The following is a 25,025-nucleotide window of genomic DNA, read 5'->3' on the forward strand; positions in this document are numbered from 1 at the left end:
CCCCCTGTTCGGCTACCCGCGCGCCCGGCGCGCCGCGGCGGCGTCGCGGTGGCCGTCGAGATGCCCGTTCACACGGCCGTCCAAGTGGTCGTCGAGGGCGGGCCGGCTCGGTGGCAGCACGGCGTCCGCCGTATTGACGCGGGGCAGCGCGTACGGGTGCTCCGCGCACAGCCAGCTGAGCATCTGCTCGCGCACCGCCACTCGCACCGTCCAGATGTCGTCCGCGTCCTTCGCCGTGACCAGGGCGCGGACCTGGATGGTGTTGGGCGTGGAGTCGGTGACCACGAGGTTGTGGGCGCGGCCGTCCCAGGCCGGGCACTCGCGCAGGATGTCCCGCAGCCGCTCCCGCATCGCCTCTACGGGCGCCGAGTGGTCGAGGTGCCAGTAGACGATGCCCGTCATCTGGTTGCTGCCCCGCGACCAGTTCTCGAACGGCTTGGAGGTGAAGTACGACACCGGCATGGTGATCCTGCGCTCGTCCCACGTCCGCACGGTCAGGAACGTCAGGGTGATCTCCTCGACCGTGCCCCACTCGCCGTCCACCACCACGGTGTCGCCGAGCCGCACCATGTCGCCGAAGGCGATCTGCAGCCCCGCGAACATGTTGCCCAGCGTCGACTGGGCGGCGACACCGGCGACGATGCCGAGGATGCCGGCCGAGGCCAGCAGCGAGGCACCGGCCGCGCGCATCGCGGGGAACGTCAGCAGCATCGCGGCCACGGCCACCACGCCGACGATCGCCGAGACCACGCGCATGATCAGCGACACCTGGGTGCGCACCCGGCGGACCCGGGCGGCGTCGTGGTGGGCACGGGCGTACCGGCTGTAGGAGGTCTCGACTATCGCCGCCGCGATCCGGATCACCAGCCAGGCCGCCGCCCCGATCAGCACCAGGGTCAGGAACTGGCCCACCGCGACCCGGTGTTCGCGCAGCAGCCAGGCCTCGTCGTAGGAGCCTCTGAGCATGGCGGCGCACAGCACGAGCTGGTAGGGGATGCGGCCACGGCGCAGCAGACCCCACAGCGGGGTCTCGCTGTGGCGTCCGTCGGCCTTGCGCAGCAACTGGTCGGTGGCCCAGCCGATCACGAGCGTGAGGACGACCGAGCCGCCGATCACGATCAGCGGGCGGAGTACGTTCTCCATGCCTCCGAACCTAACCGGCTCTCCGGGGTCATGAACATGTGACTTCCGGCGCGAAGGGGGTACGGCGGTCGCGGGGCGTTGTCAGTGCCGGCTGGCACCATGGGCCTCATGAACATCGTGCTCTTTCACTCGACCTACGGCCTCAGGCCCGGGGTGCGCCTGGCCGCGGACCGGCTGCGCGGTGCCGGACACGAGGTGTGGACCCCGGACCTCTTCGAGGGGCGTACGTTCGAGACGGTGGAGGAGGGCATGGCCTTCAAGGACCGGATCGGCAAGGACGAACTGCTCAGAAGAGCCGTGCTGGCCGCCGCGCCCTACTCCGAGAGGGGCCTGGTGTACGCCGGGTTCTCGCTCGGCGCCTCCGTCGCGCAGACCCTCGCCCTCGGCGACGAGAAGGCCCGCGGGCTGCTGCTCCTGCACGGCACCTCGGACATCGCGCCGAACGCGTCGGTGGACGATCTGCCGGTCCAACTGCACGTGGCCGAGCCGGACCCGTTCGAGACGGACGACTGGCTGAGCGCCTGGTATCTGCAGATGGGCAGAGCGGGCGCGGACGTGGAGATCTACCGGTACGCCGGCGCCGGCCACGTCTACACCGACCCCGAACTGCCGGACTACGACGAGGAGGCCGCCGAGGCCACCTGGCGGGTGGCGCTCGGCTTCCTCGAGACGCTCTGATCAGGCGGGTCTGATCAGGCGGGTCTGATCAGACGGGTTTGCTCAGACGGGGTCGTACGTCCGCTCGACCTTCTGCGTGCCGCTGCGGGTGCGGTACGAACGCGCCCAGGAGGAGGTCGCGTTCTTGTCCGTGCGGTCGGACAGGACGTAGTAGTCCATCTGCGCGCGATCGGCGGTGATGTCCAGGACGCCGTAGCCGTGGCGGTCGGTGTCGACCCAGTGGACGTGCCGGTTGGCGGCGCGGATGACCGGTGACGCGATCGCGGAGACCGTGCCCTCGGGGACCTTCACGATGTCGTCGAGGTTGTCGGAGGTCACCGACGTCACGACGAACTCGGTGGCGGCGGAGGCCGACAGCGGGTACGTACCGGCGTCCACCGGCACGTCGTTGGCCCACGCCATGTGGATGTCACCGGTCAGGAACACGGTGTTGCGGATGGCGTTCGAGGTCAGATGGGCGAGCAGTTCGCGCCGGTCGTCGGTGTAGCCGTCCCACTGGTCGGTGTTGACCGCGAGGCCCTCCTGCGGCAGTCCGAGCAGCTTGGCGAGCGGCTTGAGGAGGTCGGCGGAGAGCGAGCCGACGACGAACGGCGCGATCATCACCGAGTTGCCGACCAGCCGCCAGGTGGTGTCGGAGGCCTTCAGCCCGGCCTTCAGCCAGTCGAGTTGGGCGCGGCCGGTGATCGTGCGGTCCGGGTCGTCCACCGAACCCGAACCGGAGGTGGCCTGCTGGGAGCGGAAGGAGCGCAGGTCCAGCAGGGACAGGTCGGCGAGCTTCCCGAAGCGCAGCCGACGGTAGGTGGTGCCCGCGATCGCCGGACGCACCGGCATCCACTCGAAGTAGGCCTGCTTGGCGGCCGCCTTGCGGTCGGTCCAGGTGCCCTCGGCGCCCTCGGTGTGGTTGACCGCGCCGCCGGACCAGGCGTTGTCGGCGAACTCGTGGTCGTCCCAGATCGCGACGACCGGCGCCTTCGCGTGCAGCGCCTGCAGGTCCGGGTCGGTCTTGTACTTGCCGTGCCGGGTGCGGTAATCGGCGAGGGTGAGGATCTCGTCGGCCGGCGCGTGCGGCCGTACGACCGTGCCGCGGGCCGCGTACTCGCCGGACTTGTACTCGTAGACGTAGTCGCCGAGATGCAGCCAGGCGTCCAGGTCGCCGCGTGCCGCGAGATGGCGGTACGAGGCGAAGTAACCGCCCTCCCAGTTGGCGCAGGAGACCACGCCGAAGCGCAGGCCGGTGACGGCCGCGTCGGCGGCGGGCGCGGTGCGGGTGCGGGCGGCGGGGGAGTCCGTGCCGCCGGCCGAGAAGCGGAACCAGTAGTCGGTGGCCGGCTCCAGGCCCCGTATGTCCGCCTTCACGGTGTGGTCGGAGGCGGCGGTCGCCGTGGTCGAGCCCTTGGCGACGATCGTCGTGAACGCCTTGTCCCGGGCCACCACCCAGCTCACCTGGGTGTCCGGGCCGAGCCCCGAGCCGGGCACCGCCTCGGCGGTGGGCGTCACCCGGGTCCACAGCAGGACGCCGTCGGGCAGCGGGTCGCCGGAGGCGACGCCGTGCAGGAACTGCGGGGTGTCGGCGGCGGCCCGGGCGGGCAGGGCGGCGGCGAGCGGGCCGGCCAGAACAGCCGTCGCCGCCGCGGCCTTGACGACCGTACGGCGGCGGGGCGAGCGCGAGTTGAGGTCCTGGGACGCCTCGGTGGATCTGTATCGACTGGTCACGGGCGAACAGGTTACTGACCGGTACGTGCGAGAGCGGGCGAACTCGCAAAAGTTCGCCCGCTCTTCCCTCGGAGGTCGTTCACCGACCCCGGGATCAGGCCTTGAGGGCCGCGTCCACCACCTGGTTGAACTGCTGCACCGTCATCGGCGGGTTGCCCTGGCTGTCGGCCGTGAGCATCTTGCCGTTCATGACGAAGCTCGGCGTGCCGGTCACCCCGTCCTTGTTGTCGTCGAAGGTCTTCGACATGGCCATCGCCCAGGCGTCGTACGTGCCCTTCTTCACCGCGTCCTGGAACTTGGTGTTGTCCTTCAGCGCGGGCACGGTCTGGGCGACCTTGATGAGGTAGCTGTCGTCCTTGAACTTGTCGGTCGTCTCGTCCGGGTGCCACTTCGTCGAGTACAGGGCGGTCTTGTACGCGAGGAACGCGTCGTCGCTGACGTTCAGCGCGGCACCCAGGGCGCTCAGCGCGTTCTTGGAGCCCTGTCCGTTGTCCTTGTTGTCGATGAACGTGCCACCGATGTACTGGATCTTGAACTTGCCGCTGTCGATGTCCTTGATCACGGTCGAGCCGACGGTCTGCTCGAACTGGGCGCAGACCGGGCAGCGCGGGTCCTCGTAGACCTTGAGGGTCTTCTTCGCGTCGGCCTTGCCTATGACGAGGGTGGTGCCCTTGGTGCCCGTCGTGTTGGCCGGGGCCACCACCTTGGCGTCCTTCAGGCCCGCCCAGTAGCTGGGCTTGTTGGCCTGGACGACCGCGTAGCCGATGCCGCCGGCCGCCGCGAGGACGGCGACGATCGAGGCGGCGACGATGATCTGCCGCTTCGCCTTGGCCCGCTTGGCCTGACGCTCGCGCTCCTGGCGCAGCCGCTCCCGGGCCGCCGTCTTGGCCGCCTGGGTGTTCCGCTTGCTCATGTTGGTGTTCTCCATGTGGGACGCGCATCTGTCGTGCGCGGGATACGTGTGGGGGACTGCTCGTGCTCAGTGCTCGTGAACGGCGACGGGCGCCGTCGGCACCGGATATGTTCAGGCGAGGGCGAGCGGCAGCGGTGGTCCGCGTCGGCCCAGGGAGTGCACGAGGAGCCGGTCACGCACGACGGCCGGGGCCAGCTCGGGGCGCCCGAGTCGCCGTACCGTCGAGGCCGGGCGGACGGTGACGGCGGCGACCGCCAGCAGCAGCGGCCGGAAGGTCGTGGCGGCCACCGCGCGCAGCAGCTGGGCCAGCGCCCGCTCGCCGCGGCGCAGCCAGGCGGCGGCGAGCAGGCCGACACCGACATGGGCGCCCAGCAGCAGCCAGGCGGTGGCCGGGTCGGCGTGCGCGAGCAGCGCCGCGAGGCGGTCGGGGTCCGCGCCGGTGACCTGCGCCAGCGGGGTGCCGACCTGGGTGTTGCTGCCGCACAGCACGTCCCAGCCGACCGAGGCCAGGGGGCCGGCGACCGGGCCGCCCGCGCGGCCGTAGCAGACGTGCTGGCCGGTGGTGAGGATGGTGTCGGCGGCCAGCTCCAGCGGGATCAGCAGACCGGCGATCGGCCAGAAGCCGCGCTCACGGCCGGCCAGCGCGTAGGAGACCGCGAACACGGCGGCGGCGAGCGCGGCCACCGTGTTCAGCGGCAGCGGGACCCGTGACAGCAGCACGTGCGACGCGGTGCTGAGCGTCACGACGAGTGCCGTGAACAGCGCCGCGCGCAGCGCTCTGAGTCGGATCCCGGAGATGTCCATAGCGTGGAGAGTGTGTCACGTGCTCCGGTAAGGGACCCTTAAAAGGTCCCTGTGAGATGACGGACTGTGCCGGACTGTTGGAGACCCGGAATCCGCCCGTTGCGGAACAGGTCCACGAAGATCTGGTGGTCGGTACGCGCGCGTGCGCCGTAGTCGTGCGCGAAGCCGACCAGGACGTCCGCGAAGCCGTCCTCGTCCGCCGCGATCGCCGCGTCGATGGCCCGCTCGGTGGAGAACGGCACCAGGGACTCGCCGGAGGTGTCGTCCGCTGCCGCGTGCATGGTCGCCGTCGCCCGGCCCAGGTCCGCGACGACCGCCGCGATCTCCTCCGGGTCGTCGATGTCGCCCCAGTCCAGGTCGACCGCGTACGGCGAGACCTCCGCCACCAGCTGGCCCGCGCCGTCCAGCTCGGTCCAGCCCAGCCACGGGTCCGCGTGCGCCTGCAGGGCGCGCTGGGAGATCACCGTGCGGTGGCCCTCGTGCTGGAAGTACTCCCGGATCGCCGGGTCGGTGATGTGCCGGGAGACGGCCGGGGTCTGGGCCTGCTTGATGTAAATCACGACGTCGTTCTCCAGGGCGTCGCTGTGCCCCTCGAGAAGGATGTTGTACGACGGCAGCCCGGCCGACCCGATGCCGATGCCGCGCCGGCCCACCACGTCCTTGACCCGGTAGGAGTCGGGGCGGGCCAGCGAGGAGTCCGGCAGCGTCTCCAGGTAGCCGTCGAAAGCCGCCAGGACCTTGTAGCGGGTGGCCGCGTCCAGCTCGATGGAGCCGCCGCCCGGGGCGAAGCGGCGCTCGAAGTCACGGATCTCCGTCATCGAGTCCAGCAGCTCGAAACGGGTCAGCGAACGGGCCGCGCGCAGGGCGCCCAGCAGCGGGCCCTCCGCGGTGTCCAGGGTGAACGGCGGCACCTCGTCGCTCTTGGCGCCGGTCGCCAGCGCGTGGATCCGCTCGCGGTACGCACCCGCGTACACCCGCACCAGCTCGCTGATCTGGTCGTCGCTGAGCGCCTTCGCGTACCCGATCAGCGCGACGGAGGCGGAGAAGCGCTTCAGGTCCCAGGTGAACGGGCCGACGTAGGCCTCGTCGAAGTCGTTGACGTTGAACACCAGACGGCCGTTGGAGTCCATGTACGTGCCGAAGTTCTCCGCGTGCAGGTCGCCGTGGATCCACACGCGCGAGGTGCGCTCGTCCAGGTAAGGGCCGCCCCGCTTCTCTGTGTCGAGGTCGTGGTAGAAGAGGCACGCCGTGCCCCGGTAGAACGCGAACGCGGAAGCCGCCATCTTGCGGAACTTCACCCGGAACGCGGCCGGGTCGGCGGCCAGGAGCTCGCCGAAGGCGGTGTCGAAGACGGCGAGGATCTCCTCGCCGCGCTGCTCGTCGTTGAGCTGGGGAACCGACATCGCGGGATGCCTCCTGGTGCATGGACGGGTGCGACAGCGTGTCTGCCGCTTCAACGGGCGGCGGGTCACGGAAGTGCCCGCGACCCCCGCTGTGAAGGTACGCGGGGGACCCCTCGGATTGTCAGTGCCGAGGCATAGACTTCGACGCTGACCCCAGGACTGTCGCCGGCCCGTCGTCCACCGTTTCATCTGGAGGCTCCACCGTGTCAAAGCCGCCGTTCACGCACCTGCACGTCCACACCCAGTACTCGCTGCTGGACGGTGCCGCGCGGCTCAAGGACATGTTCAACGCCTGCAACGAGATGGGCATGACGCACATCGCCATGTCCGACCACGGCAACCTCCACGGGGCGTACGACTTCTTCCACTCCGCGAAGAAGGCGGGGGTCACCCCGATCATCGGCATCGAGGCCTATGTCGCCCCGGAGTCCCGGCGCAACAAGCGCAAGATCCAGTGGGGCCAGCCGCACCAGAAGCGGGACGACGTCTCGGGTTCCGGTGGTTACACCCACAAGACCATGTGGGCCGTGAACTCGACGGGTCTGCACAACCTCTTCCGCCTCTCCTCGGACGCCTACGCCGAGGGCTGGCTGCAGAAGTGGCCCCGGATGGACAAGGAGACCATCTCCCAGTGGTCCGAGGGGATCGTCGCCTCCACCGGCTGCCCCTCCGGCGAGGTGCAGACCCGGCTGCGTCTGGGGCAGGAGGAGGAGGCCCTCAAGGCGGCCGCCGACTACCAGGACATCTTCGGCAAGGACCGCTACTTCCTGGAGCTGATGGACCACGGCATCGACATCGAGCACCGGGTCCGCGACGGTCTGCTGGAGATCGGCCGGAAACTCGGCATCCCCCCGCTGGTCACCAACGACTCGCACTACACCTACGCGCACGAGGCGACCGCCCACGACGCCCTGCTGTGCATCCAGACCGGCAAGAACCTCTCCGACCCCGACCGCTTCAAGTTCGACGGCACGGGCTACTACCTGAAGTCCACGGACGAGATGTACGCCATCGACTCCTCGGACGCCTGGCAGGAGGGCTGCCGCAACACCCTCCTGATCGCCGAGATGGTCGACACCGACGGCATGTTCGAGGCCAGGAACCTCATGCCGAAGTTCGACATCCCCGAGGGCTACACCGAGGTCACCTGGTTCAAGGAGGAGGTCCGCCGCGGCATGGAGCGCCGCTTCCCGGGCGGTATCCCCGAGGACCGCCAGAAGCAGGCCGAGTACGAGATGGATGTCATCATCTCGATGGGCTTCCCCGGCTACTTCCTCGTCGTCGCCGACTTCATCATGTGGGCCAAGAACAACGGCATCGCGGTCGGCCCCGGCCGAGGCTCCGCGGCCGGCTCGATCGTCGCCTACGCCATGGGCATCACCGACCTCGACCCGATCCCGCACGGTCTGATCTTCGAGCGGTTCCTCAACCCCGAGCGCATCTCCATGCCCGACGTCGACATCGACTTCGACGAGCGCAGGCGCGTCGAGGTGATCAGGTACGTGACCGAGAAATACGGCGCCGACAAGGTCGCCATGATCGGCACCTACGGCAAGATCAAGGCGAAGAACGCGATCAAGGACTCCGCGCGCGTGCTGGGTTACCCGTACGCGATGGGCGACCGCATCACCAAGGCCATGCCCGCCGACGTCCTCGGCAAGGGCATCGACCTCAACGGCATCACCGACCCCTCGCACCCCCGCTACTCGGAGGCGGGCGAGGTGCGCAGCATGTACGAGAACGAACCGGACGTGAAGAAGGTCATCGACACCGCCAAGGGCGTCGAGGGCCTGGTCCGGCAGATGGGCGTGCACGCCGCCGGCGTGATCATGTCCAGCGAGACCATCACCGAGCACGTGCCGGTCTGGGTGCGGCACACCGACGGCGTGACCATCACGCAGTGGGACTACCCGAGCTGCGAGTCGCTCGGCCTGCTGAAGATGGACTTCCTCGGCCTGCGCAACCTGACGATCATGGACGACGCCGTCAAGATGGTGAAGTCCAACAAGGGCATCGACCTGGAGCTGCTGAGCCTCCCGCTGGACGACCCCAAGACCTTCGAACTCCTCCAGCGCGGCGAGACCCTCGGTGTCTTCCAGTTCGACGGCGGCCCCATGCGCTCGCTGCTGCGCCTGATGAAGCCGGACAACTTCGAGGACATCTCCGCCGTCTCCGCGCTCTACCGTCCGGGCCCGATGGGCATGGACTCGCACACCAACTACGCGCTGCGCAAGAACAAGCTCCAGGAGATCACCCCCATCCACAAGGAGCTCGAAGAGCCCCTCAGGGAGGTCCTGGACGTCACCTACGGCCTGATCGTCTATCAGGAGCAGGTGCAGAAGGCCGCGCAGATCATCGCCGGCTACTCGCTCGGCGAGGCCGACATCCTCCGCCGCGTGATGGGCAAGAAGAAGCCCGACGAGCTCGCCAAGAACTTCACCATCTTCCAGGCCGGCGCACAGAAGAACGGCTACAGCGACGAGGCCATCCAGGCCCTGTGGGACGTGCTGGTCCCCTTCGCCGGCTACGCCTTCAACAAGGCCCACTCGGCCGCGTACGGACTGGTCTCCTACTGGACCGCCTACCTCAAGGCGAACTACCCGGCCGAGTACATGGCGGCGCTGCTGACCTCCGTCAAGGACGACAAGGACAAGTCGGCGGTCTACCTCAACGAGTGCCGTCGCATGGGCATCAAGGTGCTCCCGCCGAACGTCAACGAGTCGGTGCACAACTTCGCCGCCCAGGGCGACGACGTGATCCTCTTCGGCCTGGAGGCCGTGCGCAACGTCGGCACCGGCGTGGTCGACTCGATCATCAGGGCGCGCAAGGCAAAGGGGAAGTTCGCCTCCTTCCCCGACTACCTCGACAAGATCGACGCCGCCGCCTGCAACAAGCGGACCACGGAATCGCTCATCAAGGCGGGCGCGTTCGACTCGCTCGGCCACACCCGCAAGGGACTCACCGCGCAGTACGAGCCGATGATCGACAACGTGGTCGCGGTCAAGCGGAAGGAGGCGGAAGGGCAGTTCGACCTCTTCGGCGGGATGGGCGAGGAGGACTCCAGCGAGCCCGGGTTCGGTCTCGACGTCGAGTTCACCACCGAGGAGTGGGACAAGACCTACCTGCTCGCCCAGGAGCGGGAGATGCTCGGTCTGTACGTCTCCGACCACCCCCTGTTCGGCCTGGAGCACGTGCTGTCCGACAAGGCCGACGCGGGCATCGCCCAGCTCACCGGCGGGGAGCACGCGGACGGCGCGGTGGTCACCATCGGCGGCATCATCTCGGGCCTGCAGCGCAAGATGACCAAGCAGGGCAACGCCTGGGCGATCGCCACCGTCGAGGACCTCGCCGGGTCCATCGAGTGCATGTTCTTCCCGGCGACCTACCAGCTGGTGTCGACCCAACTCGTCGAGGACGCCGTGGTGTTCGTCAAGGGCCGGCTCGACAAGCGCGAGGACGTGCCGCGGCTGGTCGCGATGGAGCTGCAGGTGCCAGACCTGTCCAATGCGGGCACCAACGCGCCGGTGATCCTCACCATCCCCGCCACCCGGGTCACCCCGCCGATGGTCAGCCGCCTCGGCGAGATCCTCACGCACCACAAGGGCGACAGCGAGGTCCGCATCAAGCTCCAGGGGCCGACGAAGACCACGGTGCTGCGACTGGACCGGCACCGGGTGAAGCCCGACCCGGCGCTCTTCGGTGACCTCAAGGTGCTGCTCGGCCCGTCCTGCCTGGCCGGCTGAGCACGGCACCCACGCGCGAGGGGCGCCCCTTCACGGGTGCGCCCCTCGGTCATGCCTGGGTCTCAACAACCCGTTACACAGCGTCAGTTGTGACCGAAGCTCTTCTGCCGCCCCTTGCGGGCCATGTCGCCCGGGGTGACCGTCGGGATGTGCTGCTCGGCCGGCGACTCCATGGGGATCTGCTCGGCCTGCTGCCGACCGCGCTCGGACTGCGGCTGCTTACGGTTCTGCTTCTTGTTCTTGGCCATGGTGATCTGCCTCCTGTGGGTGATCTAGGGGCCAGGGCCGGGATCAGATTCACATAGGCTGACAACAAGCGCATGTCGGATAATTACCGTGTGTGACATGGGTTGTCGGGGAGTGCGGACCCGCTCCGCACTCCGAAACGCCACGCCGAAGATCGAGTTCGGGCCGTTAACCCCTCCGTAGTCGGGCAGACTCGAAGGAAGCCCGAAGCAAACCTCCCGGAAAGAGGGTGGATCGCGTGGACCGCTGCATCGTCCTGGTGGACGCCGGGTATCTGCTGGGGGCCGCCGCCAGTCTCCTTGCCGGGGAGCCCTCCCGCTCCCGCATCACCGTCGACCACACCGCCCTCATCCAGGGGCTGCGTGAGCGCGCCGAGTCCGACACCGAGCGGCCCCTGCTGCGCATCTACTGGTTCGACGGCGCCCCGGACCGCGTGCCCCAGCCCGAGCACCGCCGGCTGCGGGTGATGCCCCGCGTCACCGTCCGGCTCGGCGCGCTGACCCGCAGCGACGGACGCTGGGCCCAGAAGGGCGTGGACGCGGCCATGCACGCCGAGCTCACCGAGCTGGCCCGCAACCGCGCCTGCTCCGACATCGTCCTGGTCACCGGCGACGGCGATCTGCTGCCGGGCATGATGGCCGCCAAGGAGCACGGGGTGGCCGTGCACCTGTGGGCGGTGCAGGCGGCCGACGGGGACTACAACCAGTCCGAGGACCTGGTCGCCGAGGCCGACGAACGGCGGGTGCTGGACCGTACGTGGATCACCAAGGCCGTACGGGCCAAGGAACTCGGCGGGGTGTGCGCGCCGCCGCCCGCGCCCCGGCCCGAGATCGCAGCGATCCTCTCCGCGCCGCTGCCGGAGTCCGCGCTCGGTGCGGCCGAGCGGTCCGCCGAGGAGAGCGAGCACGCCCCGGCCGCGGCCGGGGAGAACGGCAGGCAGGAGCGGGTCCCGGCGCCCAAGGGCGTGCCCACCCCCAAGGACCTCGCCGCGCTGCGCGCGCCCGGGGTGCAGCCGGCCCCGCAGCCCGCGAGCGCGACGCTGCGCTGGTCCTCCGACAAGGGCTGGGTGGACCGGCCGGCGGCCGAGCCGCCCGAGGTGGCGTCGATGCCGACCCTGGCGCAGCTGACGACGGCCGAGCAGCGCTGGGCCGACCGGGAGGAGGACATCACCACGGTCGGCGGGGACCCGTTCGAGGTCGGACAGGTGTTCGCGCGGCGGTGGATGGAGCGGCTCGGGGACCAGAGCCATCTGCAGAAGCTGTCCGCCATGTACCCGCGCGTCCCGCACCGCATCGACGGCGAGCTGCTGCGCTACGCGGCCCGCTTCGGTCTGCTGGCCCACAAGGACGACCAGATCGACGAGCACGACCGTTACGCCATCCGGGCGGGGTTCTGGCGGGAGATCGACGTCCGCACGGCCGCCGAGCACGCACCCGCGGGTGAGTAGTTCTTTACCGGCGGATGTGCCGCCCTGGACCAACCCGAGAGCGGGCGGACGGCGGCGACCCCGTACCCTCGTCCTTTGTGAGTACGCGCGCGGCACAGGCACTTCGGCACGGTGGGGATGTCGTGTGCGCGGTGCGCGGGCTGACCAAGACCTATCCGGCGGTGCGCGGGCGGCGCGGGGCGCCGGGCACGCCCGCGGTGCGGGCCACCGACGACGTACGGCTGGACATCCGCCGCGGTGAGATCTTCGGGCTGCTCGGACCGAACGGGGCCGGCAAGTCCACCCTGGTCCGCCAGCTGACCGGGCTGATGCGGCCCGACGCGGGGCGCGTGGAGATCCTCGGGCACGACATCGTGCGGCATCCGGAGCGGGCCGCGCGGATCCTCGCCTACCTCGGCCAGGAGTCCAGCGCGCTCGACGAACTCACCGTGTCGCTGGCCGCCGAGACGACCGGACGGCTGCGCGGCCTGGAGGGGCGGCAGGCGCGGGACGAGAAGGACGCCGTACTCGAGGAGCTGGGGCTCACGGCCATCGCCGGGCGGCCGCTGAAGAAGCTGTCCGGCGGGCAGCGGCGGCTGGCCTGCCTCGCCGCCGCGCTGGTCGGGGAGCGGCCGCTGCTCGTGCTCGACGAGCCGACCACCGGGATGGACCCGGTGGCTCGGCGGGCGGTGTGGGCGGCCGTGGACCGGCGGCGGGCCGAGCGCGGCACGACCGTGCTGCTCGTCACCCACAACGTCATCGAGGCAGAGACCGTCCTCGACCGGGTCGCCGTCCTCGACCAGGGCAGGGTGATCGCCTGCGACACCCCGGCCGGGCTCAAGGAGCAGGTCGCCGGGGAGGTCCGGGTCGAACTGGTGTGGCGTGAGACCGCGCCCATGTACGTCCCCGAGGTCGCCGCACTGCGCGAGCGGGCCGTGGAGGCCGGGCGCCGCTGGACGCTGCGGCTCGCGCCGGAGGAGGCGCGGGCGGTGGTGGCCACGGTCACCGGCGGCAGCGCCTTCGCCGCGCTCGACGACTTCACGCTGGCCACGCCCAGCCTGGAGGACGTGTACCTGGCGCTGGGGGGCGCCGCGCAGCAGGGGTTGGTGAAGGCGTGAGCGACCTGGTGAGTGCGCGGACCGTGGCGTCCGTATGGACCCTTCGGGAGACTGCCTCAGTGAGCCCGAGCGAGAAGGGGAGCAGCGCGACGTGAGTGTCGTACCCGCCGATGTCCTGCCCGGCGCCCTGGGCGCGGAGGGGGGCGAGCGTCGCGCGGCCGAGCTGGGGCCGCGGGCGCGGATGTGGCCGGCGCTGGTCGCCGTGTACCGGGCGCAGCTCTCCCGTGCGCGGGTCGCCCGGATCCCGCTGCTGTTCGTGGCGACCTTCCAGTCGATCGGGATCATGGTCCTGATGCGGGGGGTCGTGGACGGCGGCGGTGAGGCCGAGTCGGTGGTCGCCGGCTCGTCCGTGCTCGTCGTGGCCTTCGTCGCGCTGAACCTGCTCGCGCAGTACTTCGGGCAGCTGCGGGCCAGCGGCGGACTCGACCACTACGCGACGCTGCCGGTGCCGCCGGCCGCCGTGGTGCTGGGCGCGGCGGGGGCGTACGCCTCCTTCACCGTGCCGGGGACCGTGGTGACCGCGGTGTTCGGGTGCGTGCTGTTCGGGCTCCCGCTGGCGCATCTGTGGGTGCTCGCCGCGGTGATCCCACTGGCGGGGGCGGCCCTGTCCGGGCTCGGGGCGGCCCTCGGGCTGCTCGCGCCCCGGCCGGAACTCGCCACGCTGCTGGGGCAGTTGGGGATGTCCGCCGCGCTGCTGCTGGGTGTGCTGCCCGCCGACCGGATGCCGGAGATCGTGCGGCTGGCGCGGGATCTGCTGCCGTCCACCTACGGCGTCGAGGCGTTCGCGCGGACGTTCGGGGGTCATCCCGACTGGGCGTTCGTGGCCGGTGACCTCGCCGTCTGCGCCGGGGTCGGGGTCGTCTCGCTGGCCGTGGCCACCTGGGCCTACCGTCGGGCGGCCGTCCGGTGACGCGCCGCACAGGCGGGCCTGGCACGATGGCAGGGTGACCGCACCGTTGACTCCGCCTCCGCCGCCCCATGAACAGTCCTCGCAGTCTTCCCAGGGTTCGCCCGCACCGCAGCAGGCCTGGCAGCTGCCTGCCGGGGGATCTGCGGTGCCCTCGGGCCATGACCACCTGTGGGACGGCACGTACGGACAGGACGGGCCCGGGATGAAGACCGAAGTGCGCGAGGCCGCCCTGATCACGGTCGCGGTGGCGCTCGGAGGGGTTCTGCTCGGTGTGCTGTGGTGGTGGCTCGCCCCGCAGGTGCCGCTCGTCGGGGACCTGGTGAACAAGCGCTGGATCGTCTACCTCGCCGACAGCGAGGGGGAGCAGGCGATAGGCGTGGACGGCACCTTCACGCTGCTCGCGCTGGCCTTCGGAGTGGTGAGCGCGCTCGTGGTGTTCCTGGTGCGCCGGCGCGGCGGGATCCCCCTGGTGGTGGCGCTCGGCGTCGGCGGGCTGCTGGGATCCCTGCTGGCCTGGCGGCTCGGCGTGTGGCTCGGGCCCGCGCAGGACGTGATCGCGCACGCCAAGCAGGCGGGCAACGGCGTCACCTTCTCGGCGCCGCTGAAGCTGGGCGCGAAGGGCGCGCTGCTGGCCTGGTCACTGGCCGCGCTGGTGGTGCACCTCGGACTGACCGCGCTGTTCGGCCCCCGCGACCCGGAGCCGTACCAGCAGAACCCCGTGCAGACGGATCCGTACGGGGCCCCGCTGCCGTAGGGCCCGTCGGCGAAGCCCTGGGCCGCGGGCCCCGCCCTTCGGACGGGCCGCGGGGCTTTCGCGACGGGCCTGGGGATCACGCCGGACGGTGGCCGTGGTTCGAGTGGCCCTTCTTGGTGCGCCATTTGCGTTTCCGCGTTTTCTTCGACATGTCCCTCGTTCTTAACCGAACGAGCCGGGGTCGTCGAGGGGTCACGCACGCCCGATGGGGGCCACCACCGCTTGTGTGAGCTTCGCCAGGTCCTCGGGGGACAGCTCCACCTCAAGGCCCCTGCGGCCCGCGGAGACGCAGATCGTGGCGTGCGCGGAGGCCGAGGCGTCCAGGACCGTGGGGAGCCGCTTGCGCTGGCCCAGGGGCGAGATACCGCCCCGGACGTAGCCCGTGGTGCGTTCGGCGAGGGCCGGGTCCGCCAACGCCGCCCGCTTGCCGCCCACCGCCGAGGCGAGGGCCTTCAGGTCCAGGGACCCCGCCACCGGGACGACGGCGACCGTCAGGGCGCCGTCCACGTCCGCCACCAGCGTCTTGAAGACGCGGTCCGGTGAGACGCCCATGGCCTCGGCCGCCTCCTCGCCGTAGGAGGGGTGGGCGGGGTCGTGGTCGTAGGCGTGGAGCGTGTACGGCACCCCGGCCGAGGTCAGCGCCACGGTCGCCGGAGTGCCGCCCTGCGCCGGGGACTTCTTGGACTTCTTCGCCATCGCGGCCTTCGCTTGTGTCGTCAGTTGAGGCTGGTCTGCCCGCGCGTCAGCTCCGACGCCGGCAGTGACGGCAGGCTACGGATGATCGCCGTCTCGGAGCGAAGGAGTTTCAGTTCGTCGCGCAGCCGGGAGGCGGTGTCCGGCGCCTGCAGCAGCCGTTGCTTGGTCGGGGTGTCCAGCATCATCGCGGCCGCGACCAGGTAGGAGACGACCGACGGCTCGTCGGGCAGGTCGGCGCCCGTCGACAGCGAGCGCTCCCGAGCGCCTGCCAGCCGCTTCTGGTACTGGCGGAACGCCCGCAGCACCCCTTCGGCGATCGCACCGGCCTCGTCGCCCTGCTCCTCCGCGAGCTCCTCCAGCTCCGCGCTCAGGAACGGGCCGGAGGTGTCGACGGAGACCAGACGCACCCGGTTGGTCCCGGTCGCCAGCACCTCGAACGTGCCGTCCGCCCGCTCCCGGATCGTCGCCGCGTCCGCGATGCAGCCCACCGCGTGGAAGGACTTCGCCGGGTCGGGGCCGAAGCCCGCCGCGGGGCCGCGCTCGGGCACGGCCGTGGGATCCGGCATGCCGGGCGCGCTCGGCGCGACCTCGTGGCCGTCGCGGATCGCCACGACGGCGAACCGGCGCGGCTCCTCCTCGGGTGTCTTGAGCAGATCGCGCATCATGGCGCGATACCGCTCCTCGAACACGTTGAGCGGCAGGACGAGGCCCGGGAACAGCACCGAGTTCAGCGGGAAAAGCGGAAGACGGACGGTGGTCACGACGCAGAAGCCTAGTGGTCGCGGGAGTGTGTGCGTTCGACCCGCTCGGTCCGCGGACCCCCGGGACCCTGCCGAGCCACCCGCGCGCGGACCTCGGCGCGCATCTTCAGGAAGAGCGCCAGGGGGTCCTCGGACAGGTGGATCCAGGGGAAGGACGTGGCATACGGACCGATCAGCCGCAGCTGCTCCAGCGCCTCCGGCCAGCGTTCCAGGCGTACGAGGACGTAGGTGAGCTTGTTGCGGATCTCCGACGGCCAGGGGTCCGCCGCCGGGAACCGGGCCGACAGCGCGATCGCCCGGTCGGCGGCCGCGTCGAGCCGCTCGCGCGCCACCTCCACCGCGCAGCCGTCGGTCAGGCAGCCGAAGGCCGCCCGTGAGGGCAGCGCCTGGATCAGGGAGTCCGGCGGGGCGTCCTGGGCGGCCCGGTCGGCGAAGTCGAAGCACTCCTGGTGGGAGTGGCGCCAGGAGGCGGCGAGATAGCGCAGGGCGGCCACGTGGCAGCCGTAGTGCAGCGGGGCGCGGCGCAGGGCCGCCTCCCACAGCTCGGAGAAGTACTTGTGCCCGGCGCCGGTCCCGCGCGCGTGGTCCAGCGCGATCCGCCACGGCACCGGGTCGCGGTCGTCGCCCCGCGCGGCGGCCGTGATCAGCGGGCTCACGTCCCTGAGCAGCTCCGCGCGGGCCGGCGAGACCCAGGAGTGGTCCACCGCGAGCTGGGCCCGCAGCAGCAGCACGTCCGGGTCCTCGGGAGTCTCGGCGTACCAGCGCTCCAGCCACTCGCCGCGCGAGCGCGCGAACGCCGTCAGCCGTCTCGCGTACCGGTCGCGGTACTCCCACTCGGCACGCACGCGCGTGCCGGCCAGCAGCTCGGACGCGGGCCCGTACTCGCCGCGGGCGGCCGCGACCAGCGTGGCGCCGAGGTGGTCGTCGGGCGCGTCGAGCAGTACCTCGTCGTCCGCGGGCAGGCCGGAGGCGTCCGCGGGCGGGGCGGAGGAGGCAGGGCGCGGCGCGGTCCGGGAGGTCCGGGCCGTGCGGCTGAAGGGGTGCTGCAGAGCCATGGTGTCGACCATTGAAAGGCCGCAGGTCAAGGCTGCGCCAGACGGAAAGGGCAAGTTGCGGAAAGTTGTATGCCGAGCGGTCAAGACCGCGTAAAAGTCCGCTGTTCAACAACTGTTCGATCGGTGTACGTCCTGTGATGATCAGCTCCGGCGCAGCAGCCGGGTCGCCCCCGCGGCCACCGTCGTCGCCAGGATCCAGCCCAGCAGGACCATCGCCGCGGCCAGCCACTGCCAGCCCCCGCTGAGCTGCCACACGCCGACCTGGCCCAGATCGATGACGGGAAGCAGCAGGTCCAGGGCGAACAGCGCGGGGTTCCACGGCGGATGCGCCCCGGGCTGCAGCGGCGGATGGCTCGCGTGCGCGAAGGCCAGTGAACCCGCCGCCCACAGCACCGCCATCCACACCGCGGCCCGCCCGGGCCGGTAGCCGTAGGCCACCGTCCAGTCCTGCGCGTACCCCCACAGCTTGGCCGCCAGCGGCAGGCTCTCCCGGCGCCGGCGCTGCTTGGCCAGCAGCACCTCGCGCGCGTCCTCGTCCTCGCCGCCGGCCCGCAGCACGGAGGCCAGCCGCTCGTACGGCTCCGGGTTGTACTCGGCGGTCGCCGCGGCCACCCAGTCCAGCCGCTCCTCCAGCGGAAAGGGCCCCTGCGGTACGAGGTTCTCGTACTGGAAGCCGCCCATGTGCAGGTTCCCCGGCCCGGGCCAGGCGCTCGCCCGGTCGATCAGGTTGACCACCCGCGCCCCCGAGAGCACCACCTTCCCGCGCTGCGGCCGCTCGCCGAGGAAGCGCAGCTCGGGCGTCTGCACCCGGCGCAGCGACAGCTCCTGGTCGTCGGTGAGGGTGAACCGGGCCCGCTCCAGGTCGACCGAGTCCCCGAAGCGCCCGTCGTCCAGCCGGAGCCCGCCCTGGCACTCGAAGCGCTGGATGCGCGTCCCGCGCGCGGGAGTCGCCCCGCTGAGCATCGAGGCGCCGACACCCGCCGGCGTCAGGTACATCGTGCGCTCCACGGTCAGCTGGGGTGCGTTCAGCGCGAGCCGGCCGTACGGGTTGGCCAGCCGGGCGCCGCGCAGGCTCAGGCTGACGCCGACCTTGGCGCTGCGCAGTCTCAGCTCACCGTGCGACTCCAGCAGCTCGGCCTGGAGGTCCTGGCCGACGGTCATGCCGTCGGCGGCGATGGAGCGGCCGCTGCGGTCGGGGTGGACGACGGCCTGGTTGAGCATCAGGTCGGTGCCGATGTGCGCGTCGGTCAGCCGTACGCCGCCCAGGAACCGGCAGCGCGGCAGATGCAGGTCGCCCTCGGTGTGGACGCGGGCCGCCTCCAGGCGGGGCACCGAGCAGTCGATCATGCGCATGGTGGTGAACCGGGCCTCCGGCAGCAGCACCTCCCGCTCGAAACGGCAGGTGCGCAGCTCGACGTACGGCACCACGATCCCGCCGGCGAGGTCGAGCGTGCCGCTGATCTGCACCCCGCGCAGCTTCAGCGAGGACACCCGGCCCGCGAGCGCGGGCGGGCCGTCCAGCAGCAGCCAGCACACGATCCGCGCCCGCACGGTCCGCTCGGGTCCCCAGGGGCGCCCGCCGTGCGGATCGTCGACGACCGCGTCCCCGCTGCTGAGGTCGTACACACTGCCGTTGCGGAACGCCTGCCACATGCCGGCCTCGGCGGCGGTCAGATCGTCCGGCAGGTCTCCGGCGCGCAGGCCGGCCCCCTCGGTCACAACTCCTCCACTCCTGTGTTCGCACAGCTGGTGATGCCCGTTGCGTAACTCCCGAATCACTGGACGTGAAGGCGATCTTCCGGGTTCCGGAGCATATTCCGGCGCGGTTCTGTATCAGCCATTGATACGCGCGGACGACGGCGAACCCAGGTCTGAGAGAATTGAGCCCGTGATCTCCCGAATCGATCTGCGCGGCGACGCCCTCCCCGAAGGGCCCGCCCTGCGCGACCTGCTGCCCCGAGCCGACTTCGACGTTCAGGCCGCCCTCGAGAAGGTGCGTCCGATCTGCGAAGCCGTGCATCATCGGGGCGACGCGGCGCTGATCGACTTCGCGGAGAAGTTCGACGGGGTCAGGCTCGACCAGGTGCGGGTGCCCGCCGCGGCCCTCGCGAAGGCCCTCGACGAGCTCGACCCGGCGGTGCGCGCGGCCCTGGAGGAGTCCATCCGGCGCGCCCGTCTCGTCCACCGCGAGCAGCGCCGTTCGACCCACACCACCCAGGTCGTACCGGGCGGCACGGTCACCGAGAAGTGGGTGCCCGTCGAGCGGGTCGGGCTGTACGCGCCCGGCGGACGGTCGGTCTACCCGTCCTCCGTGGTCATGAACGTCGTGCCCGCCCAGGAGGCCGGCGTCCCGTCCGTGGCCCTCGCCTCGCCCGCCCAGGCCGACTTCGGCGGCCTTCCGCACCCGACGATCCTCGCCGCCTGCGCGCTGCTCGGCGTCGACGAGGTGTACGCGGCCGGCGGCGCCACGGCTGTCGCGATGTTCGCGCACGGCACCGAGTCCTGCCCGCCCGCCAACATGGTCACCGGGCCCGGCAACATCTGGGTCGCCGCCGCCAAGCGCTATTTCACCGGCAGGATCGGCATCGACGCCGAGGCCGGCCCGACCGAGATCGCGATCCTCGCGGACGACACGGCCGACCCCGTGCACGTGGCCTCCGACCTGATCAGCCAGGCCGAGCACGACCCGCTCGCCGCCGCCGTCCTGGTCACCGACTCCGTCGCGCTCGCGGACGCCGTGGAGAAGGAGCTGGAGCCGCAGGTCGCGGCCACCAAGCACATCGAGGACCGGATCGTCCCGGCCCTGAGGGGCCGCCAGTCCGCGATCGTCCTCGTCGACGGCGTCGAGGAGGGACTGCGGGTGGTCGACGCCTACGGCGCCGAGCACCTGGAGATCCAGACGGCCGACGCGGCCGCCGTCGCCGACCGGGTGAAGAACGCCGGCGCGATCTTCATCGGCCCCTGGGCGCCGGTGTCGCTGGGCGACTACGCGGCCGGCTCCAACCACGTCCTGCCCACCGGCGGTTGCGCCTGTCACTCCTCGGGCCTGTCCGTCCAGTCCTTCCTGCGCGGCATCCACATCGTCGACTACACCAGGGACGCGCTGGCCGAGGTCGCGCACCACGTGGTCACGCTGGCGGAGGCGGAGGACCTGCCGGCGCACGGCGCGGCGGTCAAGGCAAGGTTCGGCTGGAAGGTACCGACGAGCAAGTGAACCCCGGAATCGACGATCTCCCCGTACGGGACGAGCTGCGCGGCAAGTCCCCTTACGGCGCGCCCCAGTTGGACGTCCCCGTACGGCTGAACACCAACGAGAACCCCTACCCGCTGCCCGAGCCGCTGGTCGAGCGGATCGCCGAGCGCGTCCGTGAGGCCGCCCGCGACCTCAACCGCTACCCGGACCGGGACGCGGTCGAACTGCGCACCCGGCTCGCCGAGTACCTCACGAACACCTCCGGCCACGAGGTGGGCCTCGCCAACGTCTGGGCGGCGAACGGCTCCAACGAGGTCATCCAGCAGCTGCTGCAGACCTTCGGCGGACCGGGCCGTACGGCGATCGGCTTCGAGCCGTCGTACTCGATGCACGCGCTCATCGCGCGCGGCACCGGCACGGGCTGGATCTCCGGTCCCCGCACCGAGGACTTCCGCATCGACCTCCCGGCCGCCGAGCGGTCGATCGCCGAGAACGAGCCGGACGTCGTCTTCGTCACCACCCCCAACAACCCCACGGGCAACGCGGTTCCGCCCGAGACGGTCCTCGCGCTGTACGAGGCCGCGCAGGCGGCGAAGCCGTCCATGGTCATCGTGGACGAGGCGTACATCGAGTTCAGCCACGGCGACTCGCTGCTGCCGCTCATCGAGGGCCGGCCGAACCTCGTCGTCTCCCGGACGATGTCGAAGGCCTTCGGCGCGGCGGGGCTGCGCCTGGGCTATCTCGCCGCGCACCCGGCCGTCGTCGACGCCGTCCAGCTCGTACGGCTGCCGTACCACCTCTCGGCCGTCACCCAGGCGACCGCGCTGGCCGCCCTGGAGCACACCGACACGCTGCTGAAGTACGTCGAGCAGCTGAAGGCTGAGCGGGACCGGCTGGTCGGCGAGCTGCGCGCGGCCGGCTACGAAGTCGTGGAGTCCGACGCGAACTTCGTGCAGTTCGGGCGGTTCGACGGCGAGGGCGGCTCCCACGCCGCCTGGCAGAAGATCCTCGACCGGGGTGTGCTGGTCCGCGACAACGGCATTCCGGGGTGGCTGCGGGTGTCCGCCGGCACCCCGGAGGAGAACGACGCGTTCCTCGACGCGGTCCGTGCAATGAAGAAGGAGCAGAGTTCATGAACCGCGTGGGACGCGTGGAGCGGGTCACCAAGGAGACGTCTGTGCTCGTCGAGATCGATCTCGACGGCAGCGGCAAGGTCGATGTGTCGACAGGCGTCGGCTTCTACGACCACATGCTCGACCAGCTCGGCCGGCACGGCCTGTTCGACCTCACCGTGAAGACCGAGGGCGACCTGCACATCGACTCGCACCACACCATCGAGGACACCGCCCTCGCCCTCGGCGCCGCCTTCAAGCAGGCGCTCGGCGACAAGGTGGGCATCTACCGCTTCGGCAACTGCACGGTCCCGCTGGACGAGTCCCTCGCCCAGGTCACCGTGGACCTGTCCGGCCGCCCCTACCTCGTGCACACCGAGCCCGAGAACATGGCGCCGATGATCGGCGAGTACGACACCACGATGACCCGGCACATCCTGGAGTCCTTCGTCGCCCAGGCCCAGATCGCGCTGCACGTGCACGTGCCCTACGGCCGCAACGCGCACCACATCGTGGAGTGCCAGTTCAAGGCCCTGGCGCGGGCTCTGCGCTACGCCTCCGAGCGCGACCCGCGCGCGGCCGGCATCCTCCCCTCCACGAAGGGCGCGCTGTGAACGGGCTGTCGACCATCCTGATCGTCGTCGGCCTCTTCCTGGTCGGCGGCATCATCTCCTTCGTCAAGCAGAAGATGCCCAAGCAGCTGATCGTGCTGCTGTCGATCGGCGCCGCGATGTGCCTGGTCGCGGGGATCATGCGGCTGGAGGTGTGGAATTGAGCGCACCCAGGAAGGTAGTCGTCTTCGACTACGGCTTCGGCAACGTCCGCTCCGCCGAACGCGCTCTCGCGCGCGTGGGGGCCGCCGTCGAGATAACGCGTGACTTCGACACGGCCATGAACGCCGACGGCCTGCTGGTGCCGGGCGTCGGCGCCTTCGCCGCCTGTATGCAGGGCCTGAAGGAGGCGCGCGGCGACTGGATCGTCGACCGGCGGCTGTCCGGCGGGCGCCCCGTCATGGGCATCTGCGTAGGCATGCAGATCCTCTTCGCGCGCGGCATCGAGCACGGCGTGGAGACCGAGGGCCTCGACGAGTGGCCCGGTTCGGTCGAGCCGCTGCAGGCCGAGATCGTGCCCCACATGGGCTGGAACACCGTCGACGCACCGGCCGGCTCCGAGCTGTTCGCCGGCCTCGACGCGGACGCGCGCTTCTACTTCGTGCACTCCTACGCCGTCCACGACTGGTCCCTGGAGACGCACAACCCGACCCTGCACACCCCGAAGGTCACCTGGTCGACACACGGCAAGCCCTTCGTGGCCGCCGTGGAGAACGGCGCCCTGTGGGCCACCCAGTTCCACCCCGAGAAGTCCGGCGACGCCGGCGCCCAGCTCCTCACCAACTGGATCGGAACACTGTGAGCAAGCTCGAACTCCTCCCCGCCGTCGACGTCCGCGACGGCCAGGCCGTCCGCCTCGTCCACGGCGAGTCCGGCACGGAGACCTCCTACGGCTCCCCGCTGGAGGCCGCCCTCGCCTGGCAGCGGTCGGGCGCCGAGTGGCTGCACCTGGTCGACCTGGACGCCGCCTTCGGCACCGGTGACAACCGCGCGCTGATCGCCGAGGTGACCAAGGCGATGGACATCAGGGTGGAGCTGTCCGGCGGCATCCGCGACGACGACACCCTCGCCGCCGCCCTCGCCACCGGCTGCACCCGGGTGAACCTCGGCACGGCCGCCCTGGAGACCCCGGAGTGGGTCGCCAAGGTCATCGCCGAGCACGGCGACAGGATCGCGGTGGGTCTGGACGTCCGCGGCACCACCCTGCGCGGGCGCGGCTGGACCCGGGACGGCGGCGACCTCTACGAGACGCTGGAGCGCCTCAACAAGGAGGGCTGCGCCCGCTACGTCGTCACCGACATCGCCAAGGACGGCACCCTCCAGGGCCCGAACCTGGAGCTCCTGAGGAACGTCTGCGCGGCGACGGACCGCCCGGTCGTGGCCTCGGGCGGCGTCTCGTCGCTCGACGACCTGCGCGCCATCGCCGAACTGGTCCCCCTCGGTGTCGAGGGCTCGATCGTCGGGAAGGCCCTGTACGCGAAGGCGTTCACCCTGGAAGAGGCCTTGGAGGCTGTGGCGTCATGAAGTCGGAAGCCGTACGGCGTGTGCAGAGCGGAACGTCCTGGGAAGAGACCTTCGGTTTCGCGCGCGCCGTGGCGGCGGGCGACCAAGTGCTGGTGGCGGGCACCACGTCCTTCAAGGGCGATGTGCTGTACGGCGAGGGCGACCCGTACGAGCAGGCCAAGGTGGCCTTCGCCAGCGCGCTGGAGGCGATCGCCGAGTTCGGGCTCGGCGTCGAGTCCGTGATCCGCACGCGCGTGTACCTCGCGCATCCGCGGGACGTCGACGAGGTCGGCCGGGCCCACAAGGAGCTGTTCGACTCCGTGCGCCCGGTGGCCACCCTGCTGGTGGTGGAGGGCTTCGTCGACCCGCGCGTGCTGGTCTCGGTGGAACTAGAGGCATACAGAGGAGCCGTGGATTCATGACCCTGGCGGTCCGAGTCATCCCCTGCCTGGACGTGGACAACGGCCGGGTCGTCAAGGGCGTCAACTTCCAGAACCTGCGCGACGCCGGCGACCCCGTCGAGATGGCCAAGGTGTACGACGCCGAGGGCGCCGACGAGCTGACGTTCCTGGACATCACCGCGTCGTCCGGCGACCGGGAGACGACGTACGACGTGGTGCGCCGGACGGCCGAGCAGGTCTTCATCCCGCTGACCGTCGGCGGCGGTGTGCGCACGGCGGAGGACGTCGACAAGCTGCTGCGGGCCGGGGCGGACAAGGTGGGCGTCAACACGGCCGCGATCGCCCGTCCCGACCTGATCCGGGAGATCGCCGAGCGCTTCGGCCGGCAGGTGCTGGTCCTCTCGGTGGACGCGCGGCGCACTCCGGAGGGCTCCTTCGAGGTCACCACCCACGGCGGCCGCCGCGGCACCGGCATCGACGCCGTCGAGTGGGCGCACCGGGCCGCGGAGCTGGGCGCGGGGGAGATCCTGCTGAACTCCATGGACGCCGACGGCACCAAGGACGGCTACGACGTGGAGATGATCCGGGCCGTCCGCAAGCACGTCACCGTCCCGGTGATCGCCTCGGGCGGCGCGGGCAAGCTCGACCACTTCGCGCCGGCCATCGCCGCGGGCGCGGACGCCGTTCTGGCCGCGTCGGTCTTCCACTTCGGCGACCTGCGCATCGGGGAAGTGAAGCAGGCGCTCAGGGACGCGGGGCATCCCGTCCGCTGACGCGGCCCTCTTCGGCAGCCCAGAAGCGAAAGGGAAGTTGCGCAAAAAGCATTGTGCAACTTTTCTTTC

Annotated in this window: 24 protein-coding genes; 14 read left to right on the plus strand and 10 right to left on the minus strand. The window is 70.9% G+C overall.

Annotation, left to right across the window (positions count from 1 at the left end; all coding sequences use genetic code 11):
- Positions 1–12 precede the first annotated feature (12 nt).
- Positions 13–1,143, minus strand: coding sequence for a mechanosensitive ion channel domain-containing protein (locus ABZ453_RS02575; protein ID WP_359010780.1), 1,131 nt, complete (start codon positions 1,141–1,143; stop codon positions 13–15).
- A 108-nt stretch (positions 1,144–1,251) separates the two neighbouring features.
- Between ABZ453_RS02575 and ABZ453_RS02580 the strand changes: the two genes are divergently transcribed.
- Positions 1,252–1,821: a dienelactone hydrolase family protein gene (locus tag ABZ453_RS02580; RefSeq protein ID WP_359010782.1), complete on the plus strand. Its 570-nt coding sequence runs from the start codon at positions 1,252–1,254 to the stop codon at positions 1,819–1,821.
- A 42-nt stretch (positions 1,822–1,863) separates the two neighbouring features.
- On the opposite strand, the gene ABZ453_RS02585 is transcribed toward ABZ453_RS02580, so the two are convergent.
- The 4 genes from ABZ453_RS02585 to ABZ453_RS02600 form a co-directional block, all read right to left on the minus strand.
- Complete coding sequence (locus tag ABZ453_RS02585; protein ID WP_359010784.1) at positions 1,864–3,534, minus strand: alkaline phosphatase D family protein; 1,671 nt, start codon at positions 3,532–3,534, stop codon at positions 1,864–1,866.
- A 94-nt stretch (positions 3,535–3,628) separates the two neighbouring features.
- Entirely contained in the window at positions 3,629–4,447 is an 819-nt protein-coding gene (locus ABZ453_RS02590; RefSeq protein WP_359010786.1) for a thioredoxin domain-containing protein, read from the minus strand.
- Positions 4,448–4,558: 111 nt separating this feature from the next.
- The gene (locus tag ABZ453_RS02595) at positions 4,559–5,251 is read right to left on the minus strand and encodes a hypothetical protein (protein ID WP_359010788.1); all 693 of its coding nucleotides are present in this window, start codon (positions 5,249–5,251) and stop codon (positions 4,559–4,561) included.
- A 38-nt stretch (positions 5,252–5,289) separates the two neighbouring features.
- Complete coding sequence (locus ABZ453_RS02600; RefSeq protein ID WP_359010790.1) at positions 5,290–6,654, minus strand: DUF2252 domain-containing protein; 1,365 nt, start codon at positions 6,652–6,654, stop codon at positions 5,290–5,292.
- A gap of 203 nt (positions 6,655–6,857) precedes the next feature.
- Here ABZ453_RS02600 and dnaE point away from each other — a divergent pair, with 203 nt between their 5' ends.
- Positions 6,858–10,397, plus strand: a complete 3,540-nt coding sequence (dnaE, locus tag ABZ453_RS02605; protein ID WP_359010792.1) for a DNA polymerase III subunit alpha — start codon at positions 6,858–6,860, stop codon at positions 10,395–10,397.
- Between the two features lie 83 nt (positions 10,398–10,480).
- Here the strand turns inward: dnaE and ABZ453_RS02610 are convergent, their stop codons facing one another.
- The gene (locus ABZ453_RS02610) at positions 10,481–10,645 is read right to left on the minus strand and encodes a hypothetical protein (RefSeq protein ID WP_359010794.1); all 165 of its coding nucleotides are present in this window, start codon (positions 10,643–10,645) and stop codon (positions 10,481–10,483) included.
- Positions 10,646–10,881: 236 nt separating this feature from the next.
- Here ABZ453_RS02610 and ABZ453_RS02615 point away from each other — a divergent pair, with 236 nt between their 5' ends.
- The 4 genes from ABZ453_RS02615 (at position 10,882) to ABZ453_RS02630 (ending at position 14,851) form a co-directional block, all read left to right on the plus strand.
- The gene (locus tag ABZ453_RS02615; protein WP_359010796.1) at positions 10,882–12,090 is read left to right on the plus strand and encodes an NYN domain-containing protein; all 1,209 of its coding nucleotides are present in this window, start codon (positions 10,882–10,884) and stop codon (positions 12,088–12,090) included.
- Positions 12,091–12,212: 122 nt separating this feature from the next.
- Positions 12,213–13,187, plus strand: a complete 975-nt coding sequence (locus ABZ453_RS02620) for an ABC transporter ATP-binding protein (protein WP_359011171.1) — start codon at positions 12,213–12,215, stop codon at positions 13,185–13,187.
- A 91-nt stretch (positions 13,188–13,278) separates the two neighbouring features.
- Positions 13,279–14,097 (plus strand): ABC transporter permease, encoded by an 819-nt coding sequence (locus ABZ453_RS02625; RefSeq protein WP_359010798.1) that lies wholly within the window; start codon positions 13,279–13,281, stop codon positions 14,095–14,097.
- Positions 14,098–14,131: 34 nt separating this feature from the next.
- Entirely contained in the window at positions 14,132–14,851 is a 720-nt protein-coding gene (locus ABZ453_RS02630) for an AAA family ATPase (RefSeq protein ID WP_359010800.1), read from the plus strand.
- Between the two features lie 192 nt (positions 14,852–15,043).
- Here ABZ453_RS02630 and ybaK read toward each other — a convergent pair whose 3' ends face one another.
- The 4 genes from ybaK to ABZ453_RS02650 all read right to left on the minus strand — a co-directional run bounded on the left by ybaK (position 15,044) and on the right by ABZ453_RS02650 (position 19,082).
- Positions 15,044–15,547: a Cys-tRNA(Pro) deacylase gene (ybaK, locus tag ABZ453_RS02635; protein WP_359010802.1), complete on the minus strand. Its 504-nt coding sequence runs from the start codon at positions 15,545–15,547 to the stop codon at positions 15,044–15,046.
- A gap of 20 nt (positions 15,548–15,567) precedes the next feature.
- Positions 15,568–16,308 (minus strand): LON peptidase substrate-binding domain-containing protein, encoded by a 741-nt coding sequence (locus ABZ453_RS02640; RefSeq protein ID WP_359010804.1) that lies wholly within the window; start codon positions 16,306–16,308, stop codon positions 15,568–15,570.
- An 11-nt stretch (positions 16,309–16,319) separates the two neighbouring features.
- Positions 16,320–17,375, minus strand: coding sequence for a hypothetical protein (locus ABZ453_RS02645; protein ID WP_359010806.1), 1,056 nt, complete (start codon positions 17,373–17,375; stop codon positions 16,320–16,322).
- A gap of 129 nt (positions 17,376–17,504) precedes the next feature.
- Complete coding sequence (locus tag ABZ453_RS02650) at positions 17,505–19,082, minus strand: oxidoreductase (protein ID WP_359010808.1); 1,578 nt, start codon at positions 19,080–19,082, stop codon at positions 17,505–17,507.
- A gap of 169 nt (positions 19,083–19,251) precedes the next feature.
- Here ABZ453_RS02650 and hisD point away from each other — a divergent pair, with 169 nt between their 5' ends.
- From hisD to hisF, 8 genes are read left to right on the plus strand one after another with little or no spacing between them, the layout of a single operon-like run.
- Positions 19,252–20,577, plus strand: a complete 1,326-nt coding sequence (hisD, locus tag ABZ453_RS02655; protein WP_359010810.1) for a histidinol dehydrogenase — start codon at positions 19,252–19,254, stop codon at positions 20,575–20,577.
- Positions 20,574–21,692 (plus strand): histidinol-phosphate transaminase, encoded by a 1,119-nt coding sequence (locus ABZ453_RS02660; protein ID WP_359010812.1) that lies wholly within the window; start codon positions 20,574–20,576, stop codon positions 21,690–21,692. The genes hisD and ABZ453_RS02660 overlap by 4 nt, the downstream gene beginning before the upstream one ends.
- Positions 21,689–22,282 (plus strand): imidazoleglycerol-phosphate dehydratase HisB, encoded by a 594-nt coding sequence (gene hisB / locus ABZ453_RS02665; RefSeq protein WP_015661105.1) that lies wholly within the window; start codon positions 21,689–21,691, stop codon positions 22,280–22,282. The genes ABZ453_RS02660 and hisB overlap by 4 nt, the downstream gene beginning before the upstream one ends.
- Positions 22,279–22,443, plus strand: coding sequence for a hypothetical protein (locus ABZ453_RS02670; protein WP_208778187.1), 165 nt, complete (start codon positions 22,279–22,281; stop codon positions 22,441–22,443). The genes hisB and ABZ453_RS02670 overlap by 4 nt, the downstream gene beginning before the upstream one ends.
- The gene (hisH, locus tag ABZ453_RS02675) at positions 22,440–23,081 is read left to right on the plus strand and encodes an imidazole glycerol phosphate synthase subunit HisH (protein ID WP_359010814.1); all 642 of its coding nucleotides are present in this window, start codon (positions 22,440–22,442) and stop codon (positions 23,079–23,081) included. Before ABZ453_RS02670 ends, hisH begins: the two co-directional genes overlap by 4 nt.
- Positions 23,078–23,803 (plus strand): bifunctional 1-(5-phosphoribosyl)-5-((5-phosphoribosylamino)methylideneamino)imidazole-4-carboxamide isomerase/phosphoribosylanthranilate isomerase PriA, encoded by a 726-nt coding sequence (priA, locus tag ABZ453_RS02680; protein WP_359010816.1) that lies wholly within the window; start codon positions 23,078–23,080, stop codon positions 23,801–23,803. Before hisH ends, priA begins: the two co-directional genes overlap by 4 nt.
- Positions 23,800–24,204 (plus strand): RidA family protein, encoded by a 405-nt coding sequence (locus ABZ453_RS02685; protein WP_359010818.1) that lies wholly within the window; start codon positions 23,800–23,802, stop codon positions 24,202–24,204. The genes priA and ABZ453_RS02685 overlap by 4 nt, the downstream gene beginning before the upstream one ends.
- Entirely contained in the window at positions 24,201–24,956 is a 756-nt protein-coding gene (hisF, locus tag ABZ453_RS02690) for an imidazole glycerol phosphate synthase subunit HisF (protein WP_359010820.1), read from the plus strand. The genes ABZ453_RS02685 and hisF overlap by 4 nt, the downstream gene beginning before the upstream one ends.
- The last annotated feature ends 69 nt before the right edge of the window (positions 24,957–25,025 follow it).

It is taken from the genome of Streptomyces sp. NPDC005799 (genome assembly GCF_040630525.1).
Lineage (GTDB): Bacteria > Actinomycetota > Actinomycetes > Streptomycetales > Streptomycetaceae > Streptomyces > Streptomyces griseorubiginosus_B.

What these genes read in the sequence shown, in the direction of transcription:
- hisF (WP_359010820.1), top strand. Translation starts at nt 24,201, where the DNA reads ATGACCCTGGCGGTCCGAGTCATCCCCTGCCTGGACGTGGACAACGGC.
- ABZ453_RS02685 (WP_359010818.1), top strand. Translation starts at nt 23,800, where the DNA reads ATGAAGTCGGAAGCCGTACGGCGTGTGCAGAGCGGAACGTCCTGGGAA.
- ybaK (WP_359010802.1), bottom strand. Translation starts at nt 15,547, where the DNA reads ATGGCGAAGAAGTCCAAGAAGTCCCCGGCGCAGGGCGGCACTCCGGCG.
- ABZ453_RS02590 (WP_359010786.1), bottom strand. Translation starts at nt 4,447, where the DNA reads ATGAGCAAGCGGAACACCCAGGCGGCCAAGACGGCGGCCCGGGAGCGG.
- ABZ453_RS02600 (WP_359010790.1), bottom strand. Translation starts at nt 6,654, where the DNA reads ATGTCGGTTCCCCAGCTCAACGACGAGCAGCGCGGCGAGGAGATCCTC.
- ABZ453_RS02575 (WP_359010780.1), bottom strand. Translation starts at nt 1,143, where the DNA reads ATGGAGAACGTACTCCGCCCGCTGATCGTGATCGGCGGCTCGGTCGTC.
- ABZ453_RS02595 (WP_359010788.1), bottom strand. Translation starts at nt 5,251, where the DNA reads ATGGACATCTCCGGGATCCGACTCAGAGCGCTGCGCGCGGCGCTGTTC.
- hisB (WP_015661105.1), top strand. Translation starts at nt 21,689, where the DNA reads ATGAACCGCGTGGGACGCGTGGAGCGGGTCACCAAGGAGACGTCTGTG.
- ABZ453_RS02580 (WP_359010782.1), top strand. Translation starts at nt 1,252, where the DNA reads ATGAACATCGTGCTCTTTCACTCGACCTACGGCCTCAGGCCCGGGGTG.
- ABZ453_RS02610 (WP_359010794.1), bottom strand. Translation starts at nt 10,645, where the DNA reads ATGGCCAAGAACAAGAAGCAGAACCGTAAGCAGCCGCAGTCCGAGCGC.
- ABZ453_RS02645 (WP_359010806.1), bottom strand. Translation starts at nt 17,375, where the DNA reads ATGGTCGACACCATGGCTCTGCAGCACCCCTTCAGCCGCACGGCCCGG.